Raw genomic sequence first — 25701 nt, 5'->3', positions numbered from 1 at the left:
AGTTGCTCATAACTTGGATCGGTCCCTGTCCCGCCTCCATTGGATGAGGTAGCCAAAACCTGGACCGATCAGCGCTCCGCCGATAATCCAATGGATCATTGTCAGCGGCTTTTCGTCAGGATCATGCCCTGTCACAAAAAGGAAAAGAAAAAACGCGGCGACACCAGCAAACATGAGAGTGATCGGAAATAATATGCTTTTACGGAAGCCTTGCGTCATAGGTCTCTCCGCCCTAGTCCTTCATGCCCTAGTCCTTCATAAGGTTGGCTGCCGCCACGAACGTGGAACACAGCCTCGCAAATATCCTAGTTATAACGACACTTATTTTCCTGACTTCTGCGACGTGGCAGAATAGGGAGTTTTGCGGCAGCCGCAATGACCGTAATTGGTGCATCGGAGACCTCATTTCTTAGCTCGTTTCGGCCCAAAGCGGACAAGCCAGGGTGTGCAAGCTGTCCGGTTCATGCGGCGACTGTCGTCCTCATGATGCGATATACGCTTGCAGGCGGCAGGTTTGCATAGGTGGTGCTGATGCGAATAGCCTTGAGCCCCAGCCGCTGGAGTAAAGTATCAGCAATCCTTCACTAAGCAGGCGGCTGCATCAGCTCTATGGTAATACCGTCCGGGCCTGAGATGTACGCGACCATTGTTCCGCATCGGGGGCCGGCTGGTATCGGCTGCGGCGAACCGTTCACTGCCCACCCCGCCGTCTCAACCCGCGCGATCGCCATGCGGATATCCTTAACCGTGAAGGCGATATGAGCGGCGCCGATCGCACCCGCGCTACGAGGTGTCTGGCCCAGCATACGGCCTGTCGAATACTCGAGAAGCTCGATAGGGTAGCCATTTGGAGCCGTCACCAGCGCCATTCGGCAACGGAGGTCGTCAACCCCCGTAGCCTCCCGTAGAAACTCCCCACCCATCTCTCCTCGGCGAGCAAGGTCGAAACCCATCGCCTCAGTCCAGAACTGGATCGCCTCCTCCAACGAGGCGACCGAGAATCCCGTGTGGTCCACAGCTATTACGCCGGCATCTTCGGCCATCTTTAATCCTCACATACCTACCAGTTACGTCTGCCCGATCTAGCGACGGCTGGATAGCCTTACGAACTTTCTTTCGTCTCTCGAAACCGTTCCGAGCATCACTTCACGTCACTGCGATGACTGCTTTTGGCGCGCAGCGGCCCAAAGCGGGCGTTCGCCGTGCGCTTGACACCAATGCGCCCTCGCTGGATCATCCGGCCTTGGAGGATACTCATGGACATGGTTACGCTGGACTACTTCCGAGAGCCTGGCCCGCATTCCACGGCAAAGAAGAATAAAGTCGGGCTGGCAGGCGCTCCAACGGACATCGCCGACCTAGCCACCTGGATTCAGGGAAGAATGCTTCACGAACACTGGGCGTCGAGATATGGCGAAGAGCTGACCCCGGAGCGCCGTGAACTCTCGCAAAGGAGATCGGTGGACGCCGTGCTGGACGGCCTCCTTGCGGGGGGCAATTCACCACGTCCTGCTGCGGGTCGCGCGGTTGGTGTCTGCAGCCATTTCTCGCTGCTCGCGGTGTCGGCCTTGCGAGCGAATGGCCGTGCGGCCAGGTCGCGGTGCGGTTTCGGCACTTACTTCGCTACCGACAAGGCGATCGACCACTGGGTGGTGGAGGTCTGGAATGGTGATCGCTGGCGGATGGTCGATTTTCAGATCGATGACTTTCAGCGTGCAGAACTGGGGCTGGTCTTCGACACTCTCGACTTGCCATCGGGTGAGTTCCTGCTGGCCGCCCAGGCCTGGCAACTCTGCCGGCGTGGCGAGGACGACCCCAATCGCTTTGGTATCTTCGATGAAGGCGGCTTCTGGTTCATCGCCTCAAATATGATCCGTGACCTCGCCAGCCTGAACAAGGTCGAGATGCTGCCGTGGGACGACTGGGGGGCGATGCCATCCCCAGACGCGGAGATCAGCACCGAGGAACTGCGACGCTTCGATCATTTGGCGGAGGTCCTGCTCGACCCCGACCGTCATAGGGAAGAGCTCCGTTTAATCTATGGCGCTCCAGGGTTCGGCATGCCTGGAGAGGTCTTCAATGCTGTCAGGCAGGTTCGTGAGACGGTTTCGGTCGCGCAGTAGGTACTCAAGGCTCGTCGGCTGAAGTTCTGCATGCTCGGGTATTATGCGACCGCAAATACCAATGACCGCTGTTGGCGCATTCCAGCCGAGGCGGCTTGTCTCCTACCGGCCCGAAGCGGTCATCAGTAGCCGATGACGAGGTGCAGCTATGCGTCAATAGGGGACTTTGATTGTCGCCTCGCGTAATCTTATGCTACACCTTGGGCGCGAACTGGTTGCAACAAGAGGGGCACTATGACGACAAATTCCGTGAAGGGTCCCGCGTCCTACTTTCCCTCTATTGAAGCCAAATATGGCCGCCCGATAGCGGAGTGGAAAGACCTCATCCGTGGTCAGAGTGGCAAGAAGCACATGGAGCTGGTCGCATGGCTCAAGCAAGAGCACGGCTTGGGCCACGGTCACGCCAATGCCCTTGTCGCGGACACGCTCCACGAGTGATGGTGAAATTCGTCCGCTTAGGGCCGGAAGCGGAAATTATTTCCGCGTTCAGGCCATCGCGGTCTCTAAACGATACTTCCGCCTTTCCCAATCTGGCATCACGCGGCTTAGCAGGGAGAAGAAGGACGCACTGTGATTGGGCTCCTCGATGTGGCAAAGCTCGTGCGTGATCACGTAGTCAATCGCATCTGTCGGAGCATGGATCAGCCGCCTATTCAGCATTAGCCGATGCGCTGGCGACATGGACCCCCACCGCATTTCCAGATGGCGGACAACAAGCCCAGCCGGCCGGAAGGCCTCCGGTTCGGGGAAACGCAACATCGAGGCCTCGAGACGCTCACGAAACTTTTGGCGCGCGCGGTCGAGGAACCAGTTTTCCACCAGTTCGCGAATGGCTTCAACGTTGTTCGGCCGAACGCTCGTGATATTGATATAGCCTCGGGCGAGCTTCACGCTGTCTTTAAGATCGCCACTGATCTTTAGCCGGTATTGTCTACCAAGATAAAGATGCGTTTCACCCGCGACGAAGCGCTTTTCTGGCGTCCTCGGCAGATATCTCCCGAAATAGCGCTGCTGCCGAAGAATCCAACCAGCCCGCTTTTTAACCTTTCCTTCAATAGCATCGATCGACGCGTTAATCGGCGCGGTCACCACGATCGATGCATCGGGCTCGACAGCAATTTCGAGCGTTTTCCGCTCACGACGACGGATGGTAAATTCGATCAGATGACTACCGAAGCTTACGGAATGACTTGAGGAGATCATGCCGGAAATCTCGCACGCGCAAGGTCCATGATCTGTTGCTCGAGATCATCCAGCACCTCAACCGGCAGCTTTATTCCCTTCACATCGCGGACTTCATCGAAGAAGTAGTCATCGATCGCATTCCGCATATTGTTTTGAGCGACTTCATTGGCCCAGACTCCAACGATCAGGTGGGCTTTGACGACGGTTATGATCCTCAGGCCGATATCCGCAACCTCGTCCGCGCTCAATTGACCGCTTGTCGTCGCCAACTTCCCGTTGAGGATACCAAAGAAGGCCTGGCCATCCTCATTGGACTTGATCGCATCCGGTACGTTCGCCCCACGATCTTTAGAGGCAACTTTCGAAGCCAGATCGACAACAGACCGGAGATACTCGCGCTCTGAAAGTCTCTTGGCGCGGTAGTCGCTTATAGTCTGCGTCAGGAGTTCGGAAAAGGCCAGGTAAAGAGTGGGGTCCTGATCCATCTTTTCGGTAATGGCGCGCCGGGTGGCACTTGCAATGCGGTCCGCCTTCGACGCGGCGCTAACCCCCAAATCTTCGATCGCCGCATTCAGCGCATCAGGATCATTGATGTTGATGAGCTCTATGACCGTTTCTGCCGGCATCGCGACAACATGGTCGTCGAGGAGTTTTCGGATTTTCGGTTCGAATTCTTTAACATCGACGATCTCCTGATACCGAATCTGGACCGCGCGCTTCAGCTCCGCGAACTGCTTCCAGTCGCGCTTGAACTGATCGATCTTATTTTCATCAAACACGTCGAGAAGCTTGTCAGATGACATCGATATATGCAGGCAGCGGCTGAAAGCCTTGAGCCGCTCATAGAAATCATGGCGGATGGCCTCATCGCCAAGCAGCTGCTCGAACTGCTCCATATCCTTCTTGTTTCTGACCGGTTTGAAAAGGTCCCAGAGCTGATCATGCAGTTGCGGCAGCCGCCTGATTTTCTCTCGGACGTCATGGACGGTTTCAGCCAGATCGGCATTTTCGTAGCCCTCGAAGGCACTGTATGTCGTCAGCGCCTTATCGAGCTCTCCAAGCAGCCCTTCATAGTCGATGATGACACCGAATTCCTTCTCCCCACCGTCCTCTGTTTCGAACAGGCGGTTTACGCGCGCAATCGCCTGCAGAAGGTTATGCTCCTTCAGCGGCTTGCATATGTAGAGCACGGTGTTTCGTGGCGCATCGAATCCCGTTAGCAACTTCGACACGACGATCAGAATTTCGGGATCGCCTGTCCCCTTGAAGTCATCTATCAGCTGACGATTGTATTCGTCTTCTGTCTTGTAGTGGGCCATCATCTTGTCCCAGAAAAGACGGACGACGTCTTTTGATTCGTGGTCTGTCTCTTCATTGTCCTCATTGTCGTCGGGCGGCGAAATGATTACCGCGCTCGATACATGTCCGATTTCGTCCAGCACTTCCTTGAAGCGGATCGCGGCGGACTTTGATGGAGCGACGAGTTGGGCTTTGAAACCTGTTTCCTGCCAGTGTTGCCGGTAGTGCTCGGAGATATCGAAGGCCTTAGCGCGTATCGCCTGCGTAGTCTTGTTCAACGCATCAAGCCTAGAGAATTTCCTTTTCAGATCGGCCTTCTGCTGATCGGTAAGACCTCCGCTGATCTTCTCGAACCATTTGTCAATAACCTCGCCACTCACCTGCTGCTCGACCATCCGGCCTTCATAAAGCAGTGGCACCACAGCGCCGTCTGCAACGGCTTCGTCGATCGCGTATTTGTGGATGAGGCCGCCGAAGGTGGAAAGGGTATTCTTGTCCTTCTTGAGCAACGGCGTGCCGGTGAAGCCAAGATAGCAGGCCTTCGGCAGCAAGCGGCGCATCTTCATGGCGAACTGGCCGTGACCGCCGAACTTGCCGGTCTGGCTTCGATGGCTCTCGTCGACAAGTACGAAAACGTTCGCGTCGTCATCCACGAGATCACCATTCCGAAGCGCTGTATCGAACTTGTTGATGATGGTGGTGATCAGAGGGGCCTTGCCGCGAATGAGCTGCAGAAGGTCAGCGCCGCTAGTGGCGCGCTTCGGCTCCATGTCGCAAGACTTGAACGTGTCCTTGATCTGTTTGTCGAGATCGTCTCGGTCGGTGACGATAATCAGCCTCGGATTGACGATGCCTGGATCGAGTGCGAGCGCACGTCCCAGCATCACCATGGTCAGTGATTTGCCTGAACCTTGAGTATGCCAGATGACGCCGCCTTTCCGCGTGCCTGTGACGTCGAACTGCTTGATCCGCTCCACCGCCTTGCGAACGCCAAAAAATTGCTGGTGGCGCGCGATCTTCCGCACGCCGCCGTCGAACACCGTGAAACGCCTCACCAGGTCCAGCAATCGGTCTGGTCGGCAAAGCGCCATGATCATGCGATCTTGCGCAGTGACGACACGCCCGCCCTCGTCACGCAGAGCATTGAAATATTCTCGGGCGTTTGCGAAGTCGCCTGCGAAAATTGCCTGCTCTTCCGCAAAACCCAGCGGCCGGTTGACATCGTGATCGTCGACGCTTTCGTCACACCCGCTCAGCATATCGTCGATCTGGTCGATCTCGCCCTTGAGACGCTCGGAGTTGATCGCGGCGAGCACATCCTCTTCAGCCACCTCCTCGTCGCGCCAGGCATGCCAAAACTTCTTCGGCGTGCCCACGGTCGCATAGCGCGCGTCTAGGCGGTTCATCACCATCAGCAACTGGGCAAAGTGGAAAAGCTGAGGAATTCGGTCTTCCTGCTGATAGCCAATCAGTTGGCTGTCCGCCTTGGCGAGACTCTCCGTCGGCCGCTTATTCTCAATGACAATGAAGGGAATGCCATTGACGAATGCAACAATGTCGCATCGCTTCGTTTCCGTTGAACCGGTCCGCTCGACTGCAAATTCCGCAGTCACGTTGAAGGCGTTATTTTCCGGATTTTTCCAGTCAATGAAGCGGAAGGAATAACTTTTTGAATCACCGTCGATCGTTTTGGTAATCGTGGTGCCGAGAACCAGCGTGTCATAAATTTCCTGATTGGTGACCTTCAGGCCTTTAAGTCGATCCGGCGTCGGCTTCAGCCGGCGCATGGCCTCGTGCGCGTCTTCAAGATCGAAGGCATAATCCTTGCCACGGTAGGTATAACGATTGATGCGGAGAAGCTGCTCGGCGAGAATATCGTCCAGAACAACGTTGCGCAGCTTGCCGCCACGCAAGGCTATTGCCTGCGTTTGGGACAGTGGCGTAAACCCCATCGCAACGAGCAGCATGAGAGCGGGCAATTGCGACTGGTGTTTCTCGGCAGCGTCGAAGGTCATTCCTCTGCAGCTTTCTCTGACGCTGGTTTCTGGATGAGTTCGAGGGCGACCGGGATACCAAACTGCCCGATTCTAGAAGCCGCCGTCTGGAGGCTGACTTTGCTGAAAAACGGCAGTCCGAGTGAGCCGTCCGCGTAGGGTTGTCTCATGATCCCATACACGACCTTAAAATCGTCGCGAACAACCTTCTGTCCAGCTTTAGGCAAGGCAACCTCGAATCCCCCGCCAAGGTCCTTTACAATTTTACGAAGCTTCTTGCGAAAATCATCGTCGCTGACGAAGGCCTCTGCGCTCACTACACCTTGAGACCACAGATGGCTGATAGAGCCTGATGAATTGCCATCCTTCAGATGTATGAATTGCTTGGTCTTCGAAAAAAAATCGCACGGCTCGAGATTCGCATATCTTACGCCAGCAGGGTTGATCTTCTGCTGATCCAGCTTCAAGAGGTCCAGACGGTTCTTTTCGATATCGGCGATCAATTCCCGTTCGTTCTTGCAGGTGGTGGGGCCGATGATAACCACTTTCTCGATAGCGTCGTAGAAGTCTTCAATGGTTTTCTTGAACTTCTTCTCCACGCAATACCAATCGCCGGCGAACAAAACGTAGTACTGCTCATCAGCACCGGCCCCCAGCGAAGTCTCGTAGACGAAGCAATCGTAGACGCGCCACTTCTCGACGAATTCGTCCTCGCCATCAGCCTTCGCCTTGATTCGGTGTTTCTCCTTGAGTTCAGCAATGTCCCCAGCAAAACCGCAACGATCGAGTTCGGCGATGTAGTCTTGAATCGATAGGCTATGAAAATTGACCCCGTGGCTGCCAAATCCATTATAATGAAGCTGATTGCCTTCAACGTAGTTTACTACTTCCGGCGGGGCCATATGGAGTTCTGAATTTCCCCCTGCCAGAAGGTCCTTGATTGCGGCGAACAGCTTGGCGTCCAATTGAGAAATGGTGTCTTTCTCCAGGACGAGCCGCATGTTGTCTACCCACGCGAACTCCTTGCGGTAGTCCACCTTCCCGTATGCTTTGAGCACTTCTGCGCACTTGGCTTGAACATCGCCCGGCTTCACGGCGCATGTGATGGATAGTGCGTCCTTTCCGGCAACGAAGCGAGCGAACGCTGGATTTCTGGGAGTGCCCCCGGCGACCCTAGCCAAGTCCCGAACCATATCGACGCCGAACGCTTGTACGTCGCTGTCTTTGCTGGCCTGCACACGTTTCTGGAATGTAACCGCATCAGGCGTTGCAAGGTCTAAAGTGCGGAGTTGATTCCGCGGTACGGTATTCAGCGTTACTTTCAATCCGAACTGCCGCTCGAAAGCATCATCGTTCAGGGCAATATGCACGTGCCCGAAACATAGTGCGGCCAGCCGGTCTCCGACTGGTACGAACAACACAGCTCCAGCGCCGCTTGTCAGCATATCGGCCGGCAGATCGGCACTGCCATGCCCCAAGAATTCCGCCCAGCCTGGCGGATTTGAGTAGACCTGGCCAATGTACAGCAACGCCCCTTCGATCCCGTCCCAAGGCCTTTGCGGCAACGCTCGCGGCTCGCCGGGAGCAAAACTCGGAGAAAATGCGTGGTCAGGCTTGCGTCCCTTGCGAAGAAGGCGAATGTTTAAAGTTCTAACTGACTTGGCTTTTGGCATGCTCCCCCCCTACTTCCACTCTCCACTCGCCCGTCAGCAGCTTCTGCATCAGGCCGCGCTTCTGTCGTTCGATCGCTGCTTTCAGGCGCTTGGTCTCGGCGAGATCGTGGCGAGCTAAATTCAGCAACTCCACGATCTTCCGTTGCTCATCGATATCAGGCAGCGGCAACTGAAGCGCCGCCAGATCGGCATAATACGTCCTCTGTCGAACGCTGCCCGAACCGCCGCTGTTGATGTGGTGCATCCACCAACGTGTTTCTGTCAGATGATCGAGATAGTCCGGTTCAAGACCATTCGGCTCACAGGCAAAGACAACATAGTCCGGACTTACCAAAACCTCCTCACCAAGGTTGTTCATGGCAATTGAACCGACATTGATACGCATCGGATTGTAGGCGAATGCGCGTGGCGGAAGGCGTTTGTAGCGCGTGATATCCTCGGCGACTGTCTGCTCCCGCATGGGTACAAGACCCTTGGTGTTACTCACGCCCATGACCTTTTCACGGTCAAGCACGAGCCCGCCATTCCTGGCTGTCAGCTCACGCGTTACCTCCGCCAGCTTGCGTGATTGCCAATTCTTCCCGGGTCCGTTAGCCCGAATAGCGCCCATTAAAAGATTGTATCGAAGTGATTGAAGTCTGCGCTCCTTCGCCAACTGCAAAGTCTTCAACTTGTCGTCGGCATCATCCCAAATCTGGAGGATTTTGGCGATCTTGAGTTGTTCTTGGATCGGAGGGAGTAGAAAAGTAAAATTCCGTAGAATTTCTGTTGTCAGATTTGTAAATACCCCTCCATGGGTGGCCGATCTCTCGATGCTTGACTTCAGGTGCTGGAATACCTCGTAAATATAATCTGGTAAGCACCCGTCGCTAATTTCAGAGACAGCAAGAAAACCATCATGAATGCAAGCATCGACCGCGAGAAACGATGGAGTTCCAACATCTCCAGAACAAACAATAGTCAATGTCCCAGCTGGCATTGGTCGGCTCAAGCTCGCCCCCTCCTCCGTCAAAAAATCGATCTTTGGGGTAACATATCGACCATCCCTGGTTACATCAGCAACCATTAAGCGTGGCACATTCCCTCCGTAGTACCGAGGATCACTTTTAGGCCGCGGACTCGCACCACGAAGCACCTTTGCTACATCTCCCATGCAAACCTGCTTCCATCCCTCATGCATCCTCGCCTCCCTTCCTGCTTCCCTTCACAACCTTGGCGATTTCCTCTAATTGCGCGATATCGTCCTCATCCGCCGCCACAGCCTCGGCTGTGCGCCGGTTGGCGTCGTACGCCTCAAAGCGCTCAGTGGCCAACCTCTGGGCCACATCCATCCTCAGGTGACCGGCATGGGTCAGTACGTCACGTTCATTGAAGGACAGAAATGCATCGAGTTTATCGGCCCATTCGGCCATAGTGACGGCGCGGCGGCGTTTGGCCTGATCTTCCGCATAGTCGAGATACATCACGACGATGCGGTTCAGCTCTTCAACCTCTTCAGCCGTCAAATAATTCTTGGCGGTGCCCACATCACCCTTACGCACGACAGAGCCTTTCCAACTTGTCAGGCCCATATTCGGTGCGTCTGGATCGCTGCGGCTCTTGATCAACTCCGCCGCCGTCTTGCCCGTGACCGCCCAGAGCATCTTGTTCTGCACCTTCTTGAAGAAGGCCTGCGCCTGATCCGAATTCTTGTCGTAGTCCACGGCCGTCGTGTAGAGGTCCTTGACCTTCTGATAGAACCGCTTTTCGGACGCACGGATATCCCGGATACGGGCAAGCCACTCGTCGAAGTAATCCCACTGCTCGGCCTGCTTCAGCCGAGCATCATCCATGGCGAAACCCTTCACCAGGTACTCGCGCAGAACAGTTGTCGCCCAGCGACGGAACTGGGTGCCTCGCGGTGATCGGACCCGGTAACCAACGGCGAGAATAGCATCCAGATTATAGACCTTGGTGAGGTACGACTTTCCGTCAGCAGCAGTTGTCAAGGATTCCTTGACAACTGACTCTTCGACCAACTCCCCCTCTGAGAGGAGATTGTTGAGATGCAGACTGACATTCTGTTTCGAGGTATCGAACAGGCCTGCCATTTCTAACTGCGTCAGCCAGACGGTTCCCCCGACAGCGCGCAATCCGATCGTCGCGAGGCCATCATCGGTGTTGTAGAGGATCAGCTCACCTTCAGACATCGACGCCAAGCTCCTTCAGGTAGCTGGCCATGCGTCCGCGAACCTCGACCAGCTCAGCCTCAAGTCGCTCGATATCCTTCTGGATTGCCGCAACATCGACTTCCTCTTCCGCCTCGAACGTATCCACGTAGCGGGGAATGTTCAGATTGAAGTCATTGCCGGCTATCTCATCAAAGCTCGCCTTGTGGGAGTATTTCGCGACGTCCGTTCGCTCGCGGTAGGTTTCCAGCACACGGGCGACATGGTTTTCGTCCATGACATTCTGGGTTTTGCTGGGCGTGAAATCCTTGCTGGCATCAATGAAGAGGACATCCTTCCGCGCTTCATTCGCACCCCCTTCTTCACGAGACCGGTCGAAAACAAGAATGGCGACAGGGATGCCAGTGCTGGTGAACAGGTTGACCGGCAGACCAATGACGGCGTCGAGCAGATTTTCCTCAATCAGTGCCTTGCGGATCACTCCTTCCGCCCCACCACGGAAAAGCACGCCATGCGGAACAATGACAGCAACACGCCCACTCTGCCTTTTGGCCGTTTCGATCATATGCGTGATGAAGGCGTAGTCCCCCTTGGACTTGGGCGGGATGCCCCGCCAAAAACGCTTGTAGTGGTCGGAGCCGGCATGATCCGCGCCCCATTTGTCGAGCGAGAACGGCGGATTAGCGACTACAACATCGAAGCGCATCAGGTGATCACCTTCGATCAGCGCCGGACTGTTTAGCGTGTCGCACCACTCGATCCGAGCGGCGTCTTTGGAATGGAGGAACATGTTCATCCGCGCCAACGCCCAGGTCGCTCCGTTCGATTCCTGCCCGAAGAGCGCATAGTTGTCCGAACCCACCTCCTGAGCGGCCTGGATGAGCAACGATCCGGAGCCACAGGCGGGATCGAAAATCGTATCGCCCGGTTTCGGCGCGGCCAGCTTTGCGAGCAGACGGGACACAGGTGTCGGTGTGTAGAACTCACCGGCCTTCTTTCCTGCATCCGAAGCAAAACGGGAGATCAGATAGATGTAGCACTCACCAATAATGTCCTCGGTGACCCTCGAAGGACGTAGGTCCATGGCCGGTTTCGCGAAGTCTTCGAGCAGATTTTTGAGGCGGCGGTTTCGATCCTTGACCTTACCGAGGTTAGCTTCCGAATTGAAATCGATGTTCCGGAAGACACCTTCAAGCTTGGTGCGGTTATTCTCTTCAATCGCCTCAAGGGCGACGTTGATCAGTTCACCAATATTAGATTCATTCCGCTTTTCATGGAGGTCGTAAAAACTGGCCCCTGCCGGAAGAATGAAGCGTTCCCGCTCGAGCCGACGGCGGATACGATCGTTGTCACCGCCGAACTGCTTCTTGTAGGTGTCAACGTGATCGTTCCAGAGATCGGAAATGTACTTCAGGAACAGCATCACAAGGATGTAGTCTTTGTACTGACCAGCATCGACGACGCCACGGAATGTGTCGCACGCGGCCCATGCCGTCTGATTGACCTGCTGCTGTGTGATCTGATCCGACATCCTTAAAACCTTTCCTGCAAACCATATGCGAGCGCGCCATTAGCAAGCGCCTTCAACTTTTCGGCCACCAGACGCTGACGAAGCGAGATCAATTGGGCAGACAGCTCAGCCTCCTTCCGCGTCAACCGATCGACCTCGACAATTCTCTTCTGGGTATCCAAATCCGGGAGGCTAATCGGCAGCGACTCAATGCTGGCCTTCGGCACAGCTCTGATTGTTCCACTGCGCGCATCACCATCAAAGTGCCGCTGAGACTCAGGCTGGTTGATCGACCAAACCAGAAACTCCGGCAGAACCTCCGCCTTCACCCGAAGGATCATGACGGGCAAAACCGCGACCGCCGGCACGACGAAATCATCGCCAAGGTATGCAGCAACACTGCGCTCACCTTTTGACCTGAACACTACATCCCCGCGCCCGACCAGGTAACGATCCACTGCACCTTCAATCACAGTACGCATCAGACTTGACGCGTCGATCCTCGGAGCATCGGCAACGTCGCGCGTTTGAAGAACAGGTACACCGGATTCAACTTCGTCCAGGCGACTTCGAGCCGTGAAGCCAGACGAGACATTGCAGATATCAGCCAAAGTGACGCGCACCAAATAATCCTCTATATTCCATATACAGATATATAGGACAGCGCATCGCTGCGGTCAATAGAATTTTGCAGTATATACAATACTGCATCTCACCTTGTCCTTTGGAGCGGTGAACCACTAATTACGCGCCGCCTCACATAAGATGAGGGCACTCGGTTTCCACCAACGTTTCAGCACCAAAACGCGATTCCTGTGCAAACGCCGTGATGCGAAGTAATGGGGGGAAGACGACCATTAGTACCGTACGGCGTTTGCAGAAGGGGTTTGGTTGAGGGCCAGCTAGTTTGTTTCCAGATGGCGCTTTGGACGGAACGGAAACAGGCCATCCGCATAGCTATCGGCCAACTCATGGAAGACGTCTTCGCTTTCAAAGACATTGAACCCTTGGCGTTCCAGCAGTTCAACGATGACGTCCCGAACTTTACCGAGCGCTTGGTAAGAGTCATCTTTTTTGCGGGCAACCTCAATCATTCTCCAGAGCAGCACCCTCGCCAGATCATCTCTGTCTGGTCGACGGCGCAGCCTGGCTTTTTCGCGCACTCTCTGCTGACGGATCATTTGCTTGGCATTCCTCTGTCGCTTGGTTTCTCTGGGCATAACATAACTCCCTGTTGGTGGAGCCTTAGCCTGACCGTAGGCTATGCAAGCGACAAACACCGGTTGCCAAAAATAATCCCGAAGCTGCTGTCCAGTAGTGTGTTGCCCGCAAACGGCATTTGCCGCAGAATCGCAAATCCGGAGCTTGGCAACGCGGATGTGGAGATCGGAATCGCGGCAGGGTAAATTGAGATGATGCGTGATGATGTGCGAGCACCTCTATACGCATCCTCGCAATTCAGACTACGTCGGCATGAGGTGCCGGCAGTTCATGACGATCTAAGAAGACCTGATACGACGCACGTTGCTGTGACCGTCCAGCGCCCGACCGCCTCAGGCAACGCGGTTTAGGAACTAAGAATCGGTAATTCTGAAGTTGGAATCGAGATCGGAGAGATCGGAATCGGACGGGCACCAACAGGAATCGATTTTCTGGATCACGCCGATCGGTCTGCCGCCGCCCTTGACCTGTTACCCGTCGCGGACATCCAGCATTTTCCGCACCTCGTCGCCGGTCATAACCCTGACCTCGTTGAGGCGGGTGGCGATGGCCATCAGGTCGTCGCGCCGCGCGTCCAGCATGTCTCGCGCTGCCTGCTCGGCCGCCACCAGCCGTACATTGACGCGCTCGGTCAGATGCCGGTCGAGGTTCAGCTCGCTGACGCTGCCGCCTTCAGACCGATAGATCAGAGGCTGATGTTTCGAGAAGCCAAGGCGTGTCTCGGCCGCCAAGGCATGGTTCGTAGCCCGCGCCAGATCGCTGTCGTCGCCACCGCCAGCGCCCGCGACGGGTTCCCCAAACACCAGGAGCTCGGCAGTGCGACCGGCAAGCATGCATAGAATGAAGTGCTGGAGCCAGGCCTCGGTCTGCGGCAGATGACTGTTCTGGCGGCTCGCTACCTGACCGACGCCGTCGATGCCGACCGTGGCCGTGACGACTTCGGCGATGCCCGTGAGCGTGAAGGCGATTGCGTGGCCGGCTTCATGGACCGCTGTGCGCCAACGCAGGTCATCGGACATGCGCATCTGGCCGGCCAGCAGAGCCTGTTCAAGATCACCCCAAGTCAGGACGCGTTGTTCACGCCTCGCCTTTAGTCGAACCTCGCGGACAAGACGTTCGATGTCGGCGCCTGTTCGACCTGTCGCCAGTAGGGCCAGGGGTCGGAGAACATCATGTGGTTGGTGCTGGATGTCTTTCATTGTGGCGCGCCCTTTCCATAGTCGGGATTTTGGGGTCCGATTGTGTTCCGGAGATGCTGCGGATCACGATCTCTCGCCGTCGGTGGACGCAGGTGACGAATGGATTTTCGGAGCGGCGCTGTCGACAGAACACTGGCGAGATCGGCGGCAAGATGATGTGCGAGGATGCCGCTCAGCGCATCGGTGTCGGGCATCGGGATCGCGACATGCTTTTCCAGCCGGCCCGACCGAAGCAGGGCGGGATCGATCCGATCCGGCAAATTTGTCGCCGCCACGACGATCACGCCGTCGGTCTTTGAGGCACCATCGAGCAGTTCGAGCAACCGGTTGATGAGGGAGCGCCAGTAGTCGTCGTGTTGCTCGCGCCGGCCACCACTGCGACTGCCGATATTGTCGATCTCGTCGACAAAGAGAATGGACGGCGCATGCGCGCGCGCCGCCGCAAAAGCCTGCGACATCCGCTTCAGCACATCGCCGAGATAGCCGGGCTCCAGCCATGAGGCAACTGAGGTGACCAGCAGCGGCACCTGCAGCGTGTTGCAAAGAGCGCGGGCATAGGTGGTCTTGCCGGTTCCGGGCGGCCCCGAGAGCAGGAGCTTCGTGTTCATTTCGCTCCAGCCAATACCGCCCTCGCGCCAGACCTGGAGATCGTCCTTCAGGTCAAGCGCCCATTGCCGAGCTTCACCGTAGCCGGACGATGTTTCGATCCGCAATTGGTGCATGTGGCGATCGACCGACGGTTCGCTCAGAGCCATTCCATCGACATCTGTATCGGCGCGCGTCTTTTCAGCAGTCGGCTCAAGTGGTCGAATGATGTCCACGCCCTCGAGAGAGGAGGACGCTTTGCCCGCATCTTTGGAGGCAGCATTCCTGCTTTTCAGCTTGCTCTCCCTGCCGCTGCGACCGTGACGACCATCGCTGTCCTCGTCTCGATCATCCTCGTCACGATTTCGCGCCCGGTCACCGAGCACGGCAAGGGTGGTGAGAATTGTCTCCAGATCGTGTGACGGCCGGATCGACAACGTCAGATCGTCAATGGAAAGGCCTTCAAGGTCGATTGCCAAGGCTTCCATGCGTTTCAACGAGCGCGTCGGGGCAATGCCGAGGGTGATATGCAGCAGTTCGGCGAGTAGCGAATGGTCCAATCCGCCACATTCGAAGACGATGTCGGCCGTCAGTGCCAGAGAGGGTGACGGTGCGATCGATGTTTCGTCGACTACGATGATCGGGATTGCCCGATCGAGCAGCGCATCGCCTAGATGCTGCGACAGGACCGCGTGTTCGAAATGGCACGCGCCCCTGCCGCTCACCAGTTTGACGGGGCGGCGCGGCCTTGTCCTCCGATCACTGCTCTGCTGTTCCCTGAGAGAGGCACCGTGGTAGACATCGCCAACTTTCACCCGATACGGGAGCAACAGGCCATCCTCCAGCATCTGGGTAAAGCGTCGTTCGAAACGGGGAACAGGCGCTTTGATCAACGCGAAGACGTCGGGCCGAGACATCAGCCTTCGAAGAGCGGCGATATCAGAGAGACATGATCCGATCGCGCGCGCGACTAGCAATGCAACGGCGACAGGGGCAACACTCGGTGCCGGCATATGCTGACGTACCAGGGCGAGTACGTGTCGCGCCTTTGCTGGCGTTGCTCGGCCTGGCACGGCGGTCGTGAGACCACCCGCATTGTGATCGGCGCCGTTGTCAGCGTCCGACACATCTCCGCTCGCAATCGTTGACCCCGTATGCGGTCGAACCTGAAGCACGGTGTCGCGGTCAGTCTCGACGTCGAAGAATTCGAGGGCGGGACCGGACCCAGACATCATCGACTTGCGCAGCCGCCGCGCGACCAGTTGGCGATCGTTCATCTGGTGGCCTGTCAGGAGATGCCGGGCTTCGTCGGAAACAGTCCAGACGGTACCGCGCTCCTCGTCGTGGCCGATAAAACGTTCATCCAGCAGTCCAGAAACGGCGGCACTGTTATAGAGATCAAGAACAGCCTGACGGCGGATGCGGGCGAGCAGATATCGGGTGATGCGATCGGTGACGGTTTCCATCATGCACCCTCCCCGTTGTCGACGCTGTGCGCGGATGTGCGCCGCCCGTCGGGCTCTCCGCGATCGATGACATGCGCAAGATAACGGCGATTGCCGGTCAGCCAGTCGTGCACCATGATCGCGGTTGGGTCATCGCGGTCGCAGAGATCGATCAGCCACTTGCGCAGCTGTGGCTGCAGGCTGGAAAGGCTGCGTCCCTTTCGGCGGCCGCACCGGATGACGGTACCGACGATGGTTGCGACGTGTTCGCGGTACTCTTCACTGGCGGTGGGACCCTTGCCGCCGATGATCGGCAGACGGGGCACCTTCGGCTGGGCAGATGGCAACTGCGACACAGTGGTCGGCGAAGCGTGGTGGATCGGAAAGGGCAGAATATTGGAGGGAAGGTTCGTCATGGCAGACGTCTCCTGATCGCGTGTCCGTCGGACAGGCGTTGAATAGGCAGGGTGGGGTGATGGCAGAGCTCGACCGCTAATGCGGAACGGCGCGTGGCGCTTGCGCAAAGCCGATCTGGATCGGCGGCCGCAGTGCGACAGGACTCAGCGTCCCCGGCGGCTCAGGCGTCTGCGCATTCTCCGACGCCTCATCGCGCAATCGGAAACGCTCTGCGTCTGCCACATCGGCTGCCTTCTTACCGCCGTGGCTCTGGAGGGCCTCGTTCCAGTTTCGCTCGATCCGGGCCTGGAACAGCTGGCGCAATGTGGCCATGACCAATCCTGCACCCTCGACTTCGAGAAGATGATCGAGATGAGACAGCGGCCAGACACCGCCCTCGAGATCACTGCGCTGGTTTTCGGCGTTCAGGATGACGACCCGAACCTCCTTCGCCTGGAGCCGGCGGTACTCTTTATAGAGCAGATCGGGAACCACAAGGGCTGCGGCCAGCATGCGGTTTTTCAGCTCGGCGATCCGCGAGATTTCGTAGGAGCCGAGGCTTCGCTTCACGTCGACCAGATGCGCGACGGACGTTCGGAGATTGAGGATGAGCAGATCGGGCGTGTAGCTCTTGCGTCCACCACTGTCGGCATCAAGGCTGAGCGACCGGTAGAGAGAAGGGTCGTTCATCTCAACCAGCTCCGTTGCCGCCTTTGTCACCGGAAGACGCAGGTTGCCAGTGAGAACGACGAGGTCCGTATTCAGACTGGCGATCAAGGCGATGCCACGTTCCAGCAGCCGTCCTTCGGCGACCGGCACGGCACGAAGGATGGTGGTGATTTCGGTCATGCCGGCGACGAGAGCCCGGCGAAGCAAATCAGTGGACAGTGCCGGTGCGACGGTCTCGTCGATCAGCGTATCCAGGCGGGACCGTAAGGTTTCGATGTCAGCGACGGTCGCATAGGTAGGGGCCGTTGTGTTCTGTTTGGTAGGGGTCATGGAATTCTCCTGTTGATTGGAAACTGGATCGCCAGACGCGGCAAATCCGCGGACAAATGTCCGCGTATGCGGAAACAATTTCCGCATTCGATGCCAGCCTCGGCGATCTGACGTCCGGTTAGGACTTCCGAACGACGAGCATCGGCACGACGGCGAATGGACGGGTTTCAACAGGAGAGCGGGGAGAAGATACTTCCGATCCGGAAGCGAAGCAGATATGGGTCGACATAGCCAGTGGCCTTTCAAGGAAGGTTACGGGTCAGGCCCTCGCTCGATGTTAGCGCATCGGCGGGGGCTGCTAAGTATCTGCAGAACCAGGGGTTTCTGCATACTGTCGACATAGCCCGGAGATTGTCATCCGGCAAGCAAGCCAGAACGCATCCGGAACAAAGAGCTCCGGTATGGTTAACGGCGCACGCGTCATTCCAATGCGCCGAACGTAAAAAGCCCCGCTCAGTGGCGGGGCTCTTGGAATTAAGCAGGGGCACCTGCTATGCGGCGTGACGCTCGGCAGTCTGCTGATCAGAGTTCATCCGTTTCCTGCGGTCATACCAACTTGTTGACTTGACGCCCTCCGAAGCCTCCTCGACCGATGGCGGCAACTGCCCGACTGGGATCAGACCCTCGATCTCGCTCGTATCCGTCTCATCGACATCTGGCTCGGCGATGAGGTGGGCCTCGATTTCGACGAACGCTTCACCGTGAACCACAAAGCGTAGCAACGGAACGACCTCGTTCTGAAGCCACGGCACGAACGCCCTGCCCTTTGCCCAGTCATCGGCGCCGCCCATCTGGTACAGCAGGTCCTGAACTTTGCGCCAGACGGTGCCCTCGGGAAGCTTAGCGGCCCGCCAGTTCATGTAAGACGTGGCATCGGGCTGCAACGGAGCCCCAATGCTGTTGAGGACGTCGTGGGCATGCCGACAAGGGAGCACGACTTTATCCTGCAGCGGCTTCTTGACGACAGGCTTCTTGTTTGCCAGCGGCTCGAGAGCGAGCTCTACCTGAGTGAGAACGATCTCCAGCATTTTCTGAAGCTGTGCAACGTCCGCGTCGGTTTTTGCCGCGGCGACTTTGCGAAGTCCAGCCACGCCTGCTGTATCGAACGTCGCGTCGCCCTTAGACTTCGGCTTCCTGCCGAGCATCTCGCGGACGTCTTTCACCCGGATACGCTCGCCATCCGCCAGCCTGGCGATCACGGCTTCGATCTGCGCCGGCTCGCCTTTGGCCAGCTCGAACATGACCGTCGGCATTACGGTGTGAGCGAGAAGCTGCTCACGATAAGCGGACAGGCGCTCGTGGATCGAGATGTAGTTCCACGCCGAGCGCACGGTATAGTCGGAGAATGTCGCGAGCCACTTTCCGAATGCCTTCTCCGGCACGAGCGGCTTGGCCTCGGCGAACGTGCATCCGAGATCGTAGGCGTGGGCGCCCGACCTCTTGTTGAGCGCGATGATCTTGTCTGCCGCGCGCTGGAGAGCGCTTTTTGCCTCCGGCTCCGTCACGGCGCCGATCGGCGCGTTGGAAACCGGCTTGCCGCGAGCGTCCTTATGGTTGTCCTGATTCATATCAATGACCTTCTTCATGTGTGACCTTTCTTCGTTGTCCAGCTCAACGCTGTACACATATGGTCACCGGAGAAAGACGTGCTGTCAACTCGGCCTCCATTGTCAACACATTGATATTATTTTGTTTATACTGATTTCATTGGGTTTTCTGTTGCTCGCATTTACCCCTAAATATCCAAAAGTGCGACATTCTGACGCACCTTAAACCTCGCCACCGGGAACTCTTAAACTTCAATCATAGAGAGCATTTCAGAATGAGCATGCGGCAATTATTTCCGCATTCAACCCGATCGAGAGGCGGATTCCGTTTCCCTCGGCATACACAAATTCGTTGGCTAAAACTGCCGTGAGCAAGGCATTGCTGCTTGCTAAAGCGTGTCGCGGCTTTCCGGATTCGGGGATTCCTTTGAGGCTTGAATTATGATTCACTTCTTTGGTGGAAGGAGAAGTGTCATGGGCAAGCCGCATCCGATTGAATTGCGTGTGCGTGTGGTGGCGTTTGTGAAGGATGGCAACAGTCATCGCGAAGCGTCTCGGCATTTCCGGGTGTCGCCGCGTTTCGTCAACAACATGATCATTCTGGAACGATCGTCCGGCTCGCTGATGCCACCCAAACAGGGCCATCCGCCCGGCAGCAAGCTAACCGCGCACAGCGCATGGATCGCAGAGCGCCTGGCACAGAACGGCGATCTCACGCTCGATGAACTCTGTGTCGAACTGGCCGAAAGAGGGGTGATGGTTCACCGCGCCACGGTCGGCCGGTTTCTCCATCAGCTTGGACTGAGCAATAAAAAAAAGCCTCATGGCCCGCGAGCGGCTACGGCCCGAAATCGCCAAAGCACGTGATCTCTGGATCGACCGCCGCATGCCTTTCTTGCGCAAGGCATTGTCACATCTGATCTTTATCGATGAAACATCGACCAACACCAAACTGACCAAACGCACCGGCTGGTCCGCGAAAGGCCAGCGCTACCATGCCTACGCGCCGTTTGGCCACTGGAAGACGCAAACCTTCATCGCAGGGCTCAGATGTCATGGTCTGGTTGCTCCATGGATCGTCAACGCACCGATGAACCAACGTAGCTTCGAGACCTGGATCGAAACGCAGCTCGTGCCGACCCTGTCGAAAGGCGATGTCGTCATCCTCGACAATGTCGGTTTCCACAAGAGCGAGCGCGCAGAACAGTTGGTCCGAACCAAAGGCGCATGGCTGCTGTTTCTCCCCGCCTATTCACCCGATCTCAATCCGATCGAGATGGCCTTTTCCAAACTCAAAGCCCTGTTGCGGAAATACGCAGCCCGCAGCTTCGATGCAATCTCTGATGCGCTGGGAAAAATTGTCGATCTCTTCTCCATCACTGAATGCAGAAACTTCTTTAAGGCTGCAGGATATGAGGCAGAATAGATGCGACACGCTTTAGCACACCGTTAACCATAGCGACCGAATCCAACCATGCCACAGCCGTGGAGGGCCGAAAGCACCTTGTGTTTTCAGCAATCCGGACTATTTGTGCCTTACGACATTGCTGTCCCGGCGCATGTGAGAGTGCAAACGGACCTTTGGCAATTCGTCAAAGCAGCCAGCGGCGGACAAACCGGCTCTCACGGTCCTGCCATCGTTTTCCAAAATCTGATGAACGAAACGATGTGCAGAATCGCAAAGGAGAACCTATGTCTGCTGTATCGCTTGTAAAGTCCCCGGTGGCCAAGGCCCCCGATCGAAGTGAAGGTCTTCTGGAGGTGCTCCGCTTTTACGCGGCGCATGAGGGGGAATTTGGGCGCGCCGGTGCCCTGTTGAAGTACGGGCGGTTTTTCCCGCACGTCAACGAGCGTCCAAAGGGATTGCGCATGGGGCCGATGGGCCTGTGCTACTGTAACTGTACGCGAGCGCGTTATCCATATCTGGCTGACGATCTAGTCCCGTTTCATTACGCGGAGGGCTACGCGCTGGATTCCGAGTTAGGCATTCCCTTTGAGCACGCGTGGCTCGTCGATCTGAACGGCCGCGCGATCGATCTCACCTGGACGGACACGAAGAACGCCGTCTATTTCGGCGTGACCTTCAGCGACGCATTCGTCTATCAGGCGATGAAGGAGACGGGGCTTTTCGGAATTCTCCCCAGCGTCGTGCTCCAAAAAAGCCTGTTCGCAAACAGCGCGGCGTTCAAGGCCACGCTCTGGAAGCCAAGCCTTCCGGGCCTGCCGCATGGCACGCTTACTCGGCCGGCATCGTAGATGTCCATGCCGGTCGGAACCTAGAGTTCCAGCCGGCTGGGAACGGCTGATGTTGCCCACGTCTGAGCTTACCGCATTTCCGAAGGACACCTGATGGCCAAGAACGTTCTCTTTTACGCCCGCTACTCCACCGAGCGCCAGAATGAAGTCTCGATCGAGACCCAGATCGACCTCGGCCGCGAGTTCATCGAGGATAAGGGCTGGACGCTGGTCGATGTGTTTACTGACCATGCGGTGAGTGGCACCTCCTACACCACGCGCCCCGGCATCCAGGCTTTGCTGGCGCGCGCCGGCAAGCGGGATATCGACGTCGTTCTCTGTGTCACCGTCGATCGCGTCTCGCGCGACTCAGAACATGGCAACGGCTTCCTCAAGCGCTTGAGGTTTCAGGATATTGAGCTCTGGACCGTCCATGGTGGTACGGCTGTCACCGATATCGAGATGTCGCTGCGCGTCACCCTCAGCCAGGAACTCATCGAGCAGATCAGGTATCGCACGCGTGAAGGCATGAAGACCGCCGTGCGCAAAGGCAAAGCCACGACCTGCCTAGCATACGGCTATAAGGTGAGGCTGGAATACGACGGCAATGGCGACCGCATTCCTGGCCTGCGCGATATTGTGCCCGACCACGCAGACACCGTTCGCTGGATTTTTCAGCAGTATGCCGAGGGAGTGTCACCGCGCGATATCGCCATCGCGCTGAACAATCAGGGCGTTCCCGGACCTCGGGGCAAGAGTTGGCGTGATACCGCCATCCGCGGACACGTGACCCGCGGGACCGGTATCCTCAACAACGAGACTTATATCGGCCGTGTTGTCTGGAACCGCAGGCAGTACCGCAAGAACCCGGATACCGAGCGTCGCGTCGCAAGACCAAATACGGATGACAAGTGGGTCGTGAACGAAGATGCCAAACTACGGATTGTCGATGACGCGCTGTGGGCACGGGTCAAGGCGCGCCAGGCAGAAGTTGGAGAGCTTTTCACGCACACTAAGACAAACGCCCTGAATGCGACCCACCGGCCCAGTTATCTGCTGAGCGGTATACTCGAATGTGCCGAATGCGGCGGCCCCTATGCGATTTCAGGTAAAGACCGCTACAGCTGCACCAATCATAAAAAGCAGATTCCAGTCGACGACCTTGATGGCGCGTGCTGCCAAAACCAGAAGACGATTCTCAGGTCCGATCTCGAAAGCCGGGTTATCGCCTGCCTTCCAGCAGCATTTCTCCAACTGGGTATTTTCGACAAGGTGTCGGCCGACGTCCTGCAAAGGCAGCAGGCAAAGCTCAAGTCAAGTCCGTCCCAGAGCCAACAATTGACCGCCGAGTTGGCGAAGATCGAACAGCAGCAGGCAAGCATTATCCAGCAGATCAGTGATCGTGCGGCGGAAGCCCGCCCTCGCCTGACGGCATTGGATGATTTGCTCGACCGGCTTGAGCTTCAGCGAGGAACGGTTTCAAATGAGCTCACAAACACGGCACATGTCGAGCCAGATATGTCGGAACGACTTGCCGAACTGCGCAGGCAAATCAATCCGGAAGCCGTGCAAAAGATCATGGCGCTCCTGCTATATTTCGTACGAGACGACGTCGATACCACAACGAAACAGCCCTTCGTGGACATGACCCGCAAGTTTATTCAGAAGGTCGTGATCACCAAGACACCCGGCCATCAGCCGGCGGAGCTTTCCGTTCACGGCCGTATTGCATCGATCCTCGCCGCAATGGAAGCCGCGACCATCCTGGAGCAACGCTTGAAGCTTCAGCACGAGTATGACTTCCAGCAGCGCCTGAAGGCTGGCGAACTGGACACGGAGGCCAAACGCAAAAAGCTCCTCAGCGATTATGCTGAGGAGCTTGATAAGAAGAAGTTGGGATGGGTAAATTTGCAAGTTTCGGTGGTTGCGGGGGCAGGATTTGAACCTGCGGCCTTCAGGTTATGAGCCTGACGAGCTACCGGGCTGCTCCACCCCGCGTTACCAGCGTATTCGGCGAAGCCGAATATCGCGTCTGTGCAAGTCCTATGGACTTGTCGCATCCGTGCAAATCCCTCCGGATTTGTCGCGACCGTGCATTTAGCGCCGCTAAATGTCGCGTCATCAGCGCAAATTCGCAGAATTTGTCGCCTTGATGTACCGTATCAGGCAGGGCCCTTTAGCGGATTTGGCTGCTTTCGAGCGAGAATGCAGCCATTTGTGTTTATTTTCCGGCTTGATTGTACCGAAGCAAAAAAGCCGCTTGAGGGCGGCCCGTTGTTTTCGGCTAGGCCGGAGGTGTTTAGAGAAGATAGATTTTGTTTGATCATGCAGCTTTCCTTCGCCTTTCGGCTTCGGGCGCATGATTTGGTATTTCTTGCCATTACTAGACCTGGCAGCGACCTACTCTCCCGCGTCTTAAGACGGAGTACCATTGGCGCAGGGGCGTTTCACGGCCGTGTTCGGAATGGGAACGGGTGCAGCCACCCCGCAATAACCACCAGGTCAAGTAAGGGCAAGAATGTCACCGGCGACGGTGACAAACCAAATGAGAAGCTGGTTCACTCGTGAGAGTGATTAGGGATTAGTCGTTAGTGACTAGTCATTTGAACACGTCTTTTTCTAAGCTGCTTGAGGCACTTATCGGAGCAGAGCTCCGCAAGGCCAAGCGGCCGTCGCGCTTAGTTAGCGCGGCCCGTCCGGAGCGCATTGCGCGTCAGGACAGAAGAAAGGATCATTGAAGCGCCCTTGGCGCTTCGATGAGCACGAGCAATGAGAACAATCAAGCCAATCGAACGATTAGTACCGGTAAGCTTCATGCGTTGCCGCACTTCCACACCCGGCCTATCAACGTGGTCGTCTTCCACGGTTCTCAAGGGAATACTCGTTTTCAGGTTGGTTTCCCGCTTAGATGCCTTCAGCGGTTATCCATTCCATATATAGCTACCCTGCTATGCGGCTGGCGCCACAACAGGTCCACCAGAGATATGTCCATCCCGGTCCTCTCGTACTAGGGACAGATCCTGTCAATATTCCTACACCCACGGCAGATAGGGACCGAACTGTCTCACGACGTTCTGAACCCAGCTCACGTACCGCTTTAATTGGCGAACAGCCAAACCCTTGGGACCTGCTCCAGCCCCAGGATGCGATGAGCCGACATCGAGGTGCCAAACAACCCCGTCGATATGGACTCTTGGGGGTCATCAGCCTGTTATCCCCGGCGTACCTTTTATCCGTTGAGCGATGGCCCTTCCACACGGGACCACCGGATCACTATGACCGACTTTCGTCTCTGCTCGACTTGTCAGTCTCGCAGTCAGGCGGGCTTATGCCATTGCACTCGACGACCGATTTCCGACCGGTCTGAGCCCACCATCGCGCGCCTCCGTTACTCTTTCGGAGGCGACCGCCCCAGTCAAACTACCCACCATACACTGTCCCGGATCCGGATAACGGACCGCGGTTAGACATCCATGACGATAAGGGTGGTATTTCAAGGATGGCTCCACGAGAACTGGCGTCCCCGCTTCAAAGCCTACCACCTATCCTACACATGCCGACACGAATGCCAGTGTAAAGCTATAGTAAAGGTGCACGGGGTCTTTCCGTCTGACCGCAGGAACCCCGCATCTTCACGGGGAATTCAATTTCACTGAGTCTATGCTGGAGACAGCGGGGAAGTCGTTACGCCATTCGTGCAGGTCGGAACTTACCCGACAAGGAATTTCGCTACCTTAGGACCGTTATAGTTACGGCCGCCGTTTACTGGGGCTTCAGTTCAAAGCTTGCACCTCTCCCTTTAACCTTCCAGCACCGGGCAGGCGTCAGGCCCTATACGTCGTTTTGCAACTTCGCAGAGCCCTGTGTTTTTGATAAACAGTCGCTACCCCCTGGTCTGTGCCACCCCACCATACTTGCGTACGATGAGGTCACGCTTCTTCCGAAGTTACGCGTGCAATTTGCCGAGTTCCTTCAGCATAGTTCTCTCAAGCGCCTTGGTATACTCTACCTGACCACCTGTGTCGGTTTCGGGTACGGTCTATACGGTGGAGCTATTTCCTGGAACCGCTTCCCCGCCCAGACAATCCAATAAGTCTGAACAAGTTACGCAATCCGTCACTA

General features: G+C 56.6%; 21 protein-coding genes, 1 tRNA gene, 2 rRNA genes and 1 pseudogene (1 of these 25 cut by a window edge). 6 read left to right on the top strand and 19 right to left on the bottom strand.

Annotated features, from left to right (window positions below; translation table 11 throughout):
* Positions 1-6 precede the first annotated feature (6 nt).
* The 3 genes and pseudogenes from ACST81_RS07280 to ACST81_RS07270 form a co-directional block, all read right to left on the bottom strand.
* A complete protein-coding gene (locus ACST81_RS07280) occupies positions 7-219 on the bottom strand; it encodes a hypothetical protein (protein ID WP_062576813.1) in 213 nt (70 codons plus the stop codon).
* A gap of 242 nt (positions 220-461) precedes the next feature.
* Positions 462-566 (bottom strand): annotated as a pseudogene (locus ACST81_RS07275) (phospholipid methyltransferase); the annotation flags it as partial.
* Between the two features lie 18 nt (positions 567-584).
* Positions 585-1043 (bottom strand): VOC family protein, encoded by a 459-nt coding sequence (locus ACST81_RS07270; protein ID WP_438752192.1) that lies wholly within the window; start codon positions 1041-1043, stop codon positions 585-587.
* A gap of 213 nt (positions 1044-1256) precedes the next feature.
* Between ACST81_RS07270 and ACST81_RS07265 the strand changes: the two genes are divergently transcribed.
* Entirely contained in the window at positions 1257-2123 is an 867-nt protein-coding gene (locus tag ACST81_RS07265; protein ID WP_438752191.1) for a transglutaminase-like domain-containing protein, read from the top strand.
* Positions 2124-2357: 234 nt separating this feature from the next.
* Entirely contained in the window at positions 2358-2561 is a 204-nt protein-coding gene (locus ACST81_RS07260) for a DUF4287 domain-containing protein (protein ID WP_438752189.1), read from the top strand.
* A gap of 48 nt (positions 2562-2609) precedes the next feature.
* Here ACST81_RS07260 and ACST81_RS07255 read toward each other — a convergent pair whose 3' ends face one another.
* The 13 genes from ACST81_RS07255 to ACST81_RS07195 all read right to left on the bottom strand — a co-directional run bounded on the left by ACST81_RS07255 (position 2610) and on the right by ACST81_RS07195 (position 19383).
* A complete protein-coding gene (locus ACST81_RS07255) occupies positions 2610-3326 on the bottom strand; it encodes a M48 family metallopeptidase (protein ID WP_438752187.1) in 717 nt (238 codons plus the stop codon).
* The gene (locus ACST81_RS07250) at positions 3323-6622 is read right to left on the bottom strand and encodes a type I restriction endonuclease subunit R (RefSeq protein WP_438752185.1); all 3300 of its coding nucleotides are present in this window, start codon (positions 6620-6622) and stop codon (positions 3323-3325) included. The genes ACST81_RS07255 and ACST81_RS07250 overlap by 4 nt, the downstream gene beginning before the upstream one ends.
* Positions 6619-8274, bottom strand: coding sequence for a DUF6119 family protein (locus ACST81_RS07245; protein WP_438752183.1), 1656 nt, complete (start codon positions 8272-8274; stop codon positions 6619-6621). The genes ACST81_RS07250 and ACST81_RS07245 overlap by 4 nt, the downstream gene beginning before the upstream one ends.
* On the bottom strand, positions 8252-9427 hold the full coding sequence (locus ACST81_RS07240; protein WP_438752182.1) for a restriction endonuclease subunit S: 1176 nt from the start codon (positions 9425-9427) through the stop codon (positions 8252-8254). The genes ACST81_RS07245 and ACST81_RS07240 overlap by 23 nt, the downstream gene beginning before the upstream one ends.
* A gap of 19 nt (positions 9428-9446) precedes the next feature.
* On the bottom strand, positions 9447-10463 hold the full coding sequence (locus ACST81_RS07235; RefSeq protein ID WP_438752180.1) for a virulence RhuM family protein: 1017 nt from the start codon (positions 10461-10463) through the stop codon (positions 9447-9449).
* The gene (locus ACST81_RS07230; protein WP_438752178.1) at positions 10456-11973 is read right to left on the bottom strand and encodes a type I restriction-modification system subunit M; all 1518 of its coding nucleotides are present in this window, start codon (positions 11971-11973) and stop codon (positions 10456-10458) included. Before ACST81_RS07230 ends, ACST81_RS07235 begins: the two co-directional genes overlap by 8 nt.
* A gap of 2 nt (positions 11974-11975) precedes the next feature.
* The gene (locus ACST81_RS07225; RefSeq protein ID WP_438752176.1) at positions 11976-12575 is read right to left on the bottom strand and encodes a restriction endonuclease subunit S; all 600 of its coding nucleotides are present in this window, start codon (positions 12573-12575) and stop codon (positions 11976-11978) included.
* Positions 12576-12854: 279 nt separating this feature from the next.
* A complete protein-coding gene (locus tag ACST81_RS07220; protein ID WP_438752175.1) occupies positions 12855-13172 on the bottom strand; it encodes a hypothetical protein in 318 nt (105 codons plus the stop codon).
* A gap of 471 nt (positions 13173-13643) precedes the next feature.
* The gene (locus ACST81_RS07215; protein ID WP_438752173.1) at positions 13644-14372 is read right to left on the bottom strand and encodes a hypothetical protein; all 729 of its coding nucleotides are present in this window, start codon (positions 14370-14372) and stop codon (positions 13644-13646) included.
* A complete protein-coding gene (locus tag ACST81_RS07210; RefSeq protein WP_438752171.1) occupies positions 14369-16426 on the bottom strand; it encodes an AAA family ATPase in 2058 nt (685 codons plus the stop codon). The genes ACST81_RS07215 and ACST81_RS07210 overlap by 4 nt, the downstream gene beginning before the upstream one ends.
* The gene (locus ACST81_RS07205; RefSeq protein WP_438752170.1) at positions 16423-16818 is read right to left on the bottom strand and encodes a hypothetical protein; all 396 of its coding nucleotides are present in this window, start codon (positions 16816-16818) and stop codon (positions 16423-16425) included. Before ACST81_RS07205 ends, ACST81_RS07210 begins: the two co-directional genes overlap by 4 nt.
* Positions 16819-16894: 76 nt before the next feature.
* Positions 16895-17797 (bottom strand): hypothetical protein, encoded by a 903-nt coding sequence (locus ACST81_RS07200; RefSeq protein ID WP_438752168.1) that lies wholly within the window; start codon positions 17795-17797, stop codon positions 16895-16897.
* Between the two features lie 491 nt (positions 17798-18288).
* Complete coding sequence (locus ACST81_RS07195; RefSeq protein ID WP_438752167.1) at positions 18289-19383, bottom strand: hypothetical protein; 1095 nt, start codon at positions 19381-19383, stop codon at positions 18289-18291.
* Positions 19384-19818: 435 nt separating this feature from the next.
* Here ACST81_RS07195 and ACST81_RS07190 point away from each other — a divergent pair, with 435 nt between their 5' ends.
* The 4 genes from ACST81_RS07190 to ACST81_RS07175 all read left to right on the top strand — a co-directional run bounded on the left by ACST81_RS07190 (position 19819) and on the right by ACST81_RS07175 (position 23544).
* A complete protein-coding gene (locus ACST81_RS07190; protein ID WP_438752165.1) occupies positions 19819-20211 on the top strand; it encodes a helix-turn-helix domain-containing protein in 393 nt (130 codons plus the stop codon).
* A complete protein-coding gene (locus ACST81_RS07185) occupies positions 20168-20770 on the top strand; it encodes an IS630 family transposase (protein ID WP_438752163.1) in 603 nt (200 codons plus the stop codon). Before ACST81_RS07190 ends, ACST81_RS07185 begins: the two co-directional genes overlap by 44 nt.
* Before the next feature lie 266 nt (positions 20771-21036).
* Positions 21037-21600 (top strand): hypothetical protein, encoded by a 564-nt coding sequence (locus tag ACST81_RS07180; RefSeq protein ID WP_438752162.1) that lies wholly within the window; start codon positions 21037-21039, stop codon positions 21598-21600.
* Positions 21601-21693: 93 nt separating this feature from the next.
* Entirely contained in the window at positions 21694-23544 is a 1851-nt protein-coding gene (locus ACST81_RS07175; protein ID WP_438753419.1) for a recombinase family protein, read from the top strand.
* Here ACST81_RS07175 and ACST81_RS07170 read toward each other — a convergent pair.
* The 3 genes from ACST81_RS07170 to ACST81_RS07160 form a co-directional block, all read right to left on the bottom strand.
* Positions 23501-23577 (bottom strand) — tRNA-Met (locus ACST81_RS07170). The two genes, ACST81_RS07175 and ACST81_RS07170, sit on opposite strands and share 44 nt — an antisense overlap.
* A 389-nt stretch (positions 23578-23966) precedes the next feature.
* Positions 23967-24081 (bottom strand): 5S ribosomal RNA (rrf, locus tag ACST81_RS07165).
* A gap of 273 nt (positions 24082-24354) precedes the next feature.
* A 23S ribosomal RNA gene (locus ACST81_RS07160) occupies positions 24355-25701 on the bottom strand (it continues 1538 nt past the right edge of the window).

The sequence above is a fragment of the Pararhizobium sp. O133 genome (assembly GCF_051669845.1).
Lineage (GTDB): Bacteria > Pseudomonadota > Alphaproteobacteria > Rhizobiales > Rhizobiaceae > Pararhizobium.
The sequence above is the reverse complement of the archived record's forward strand: the minus strand, read 5'-3'. Positions and strand labels throughout refer to the sequence as shown.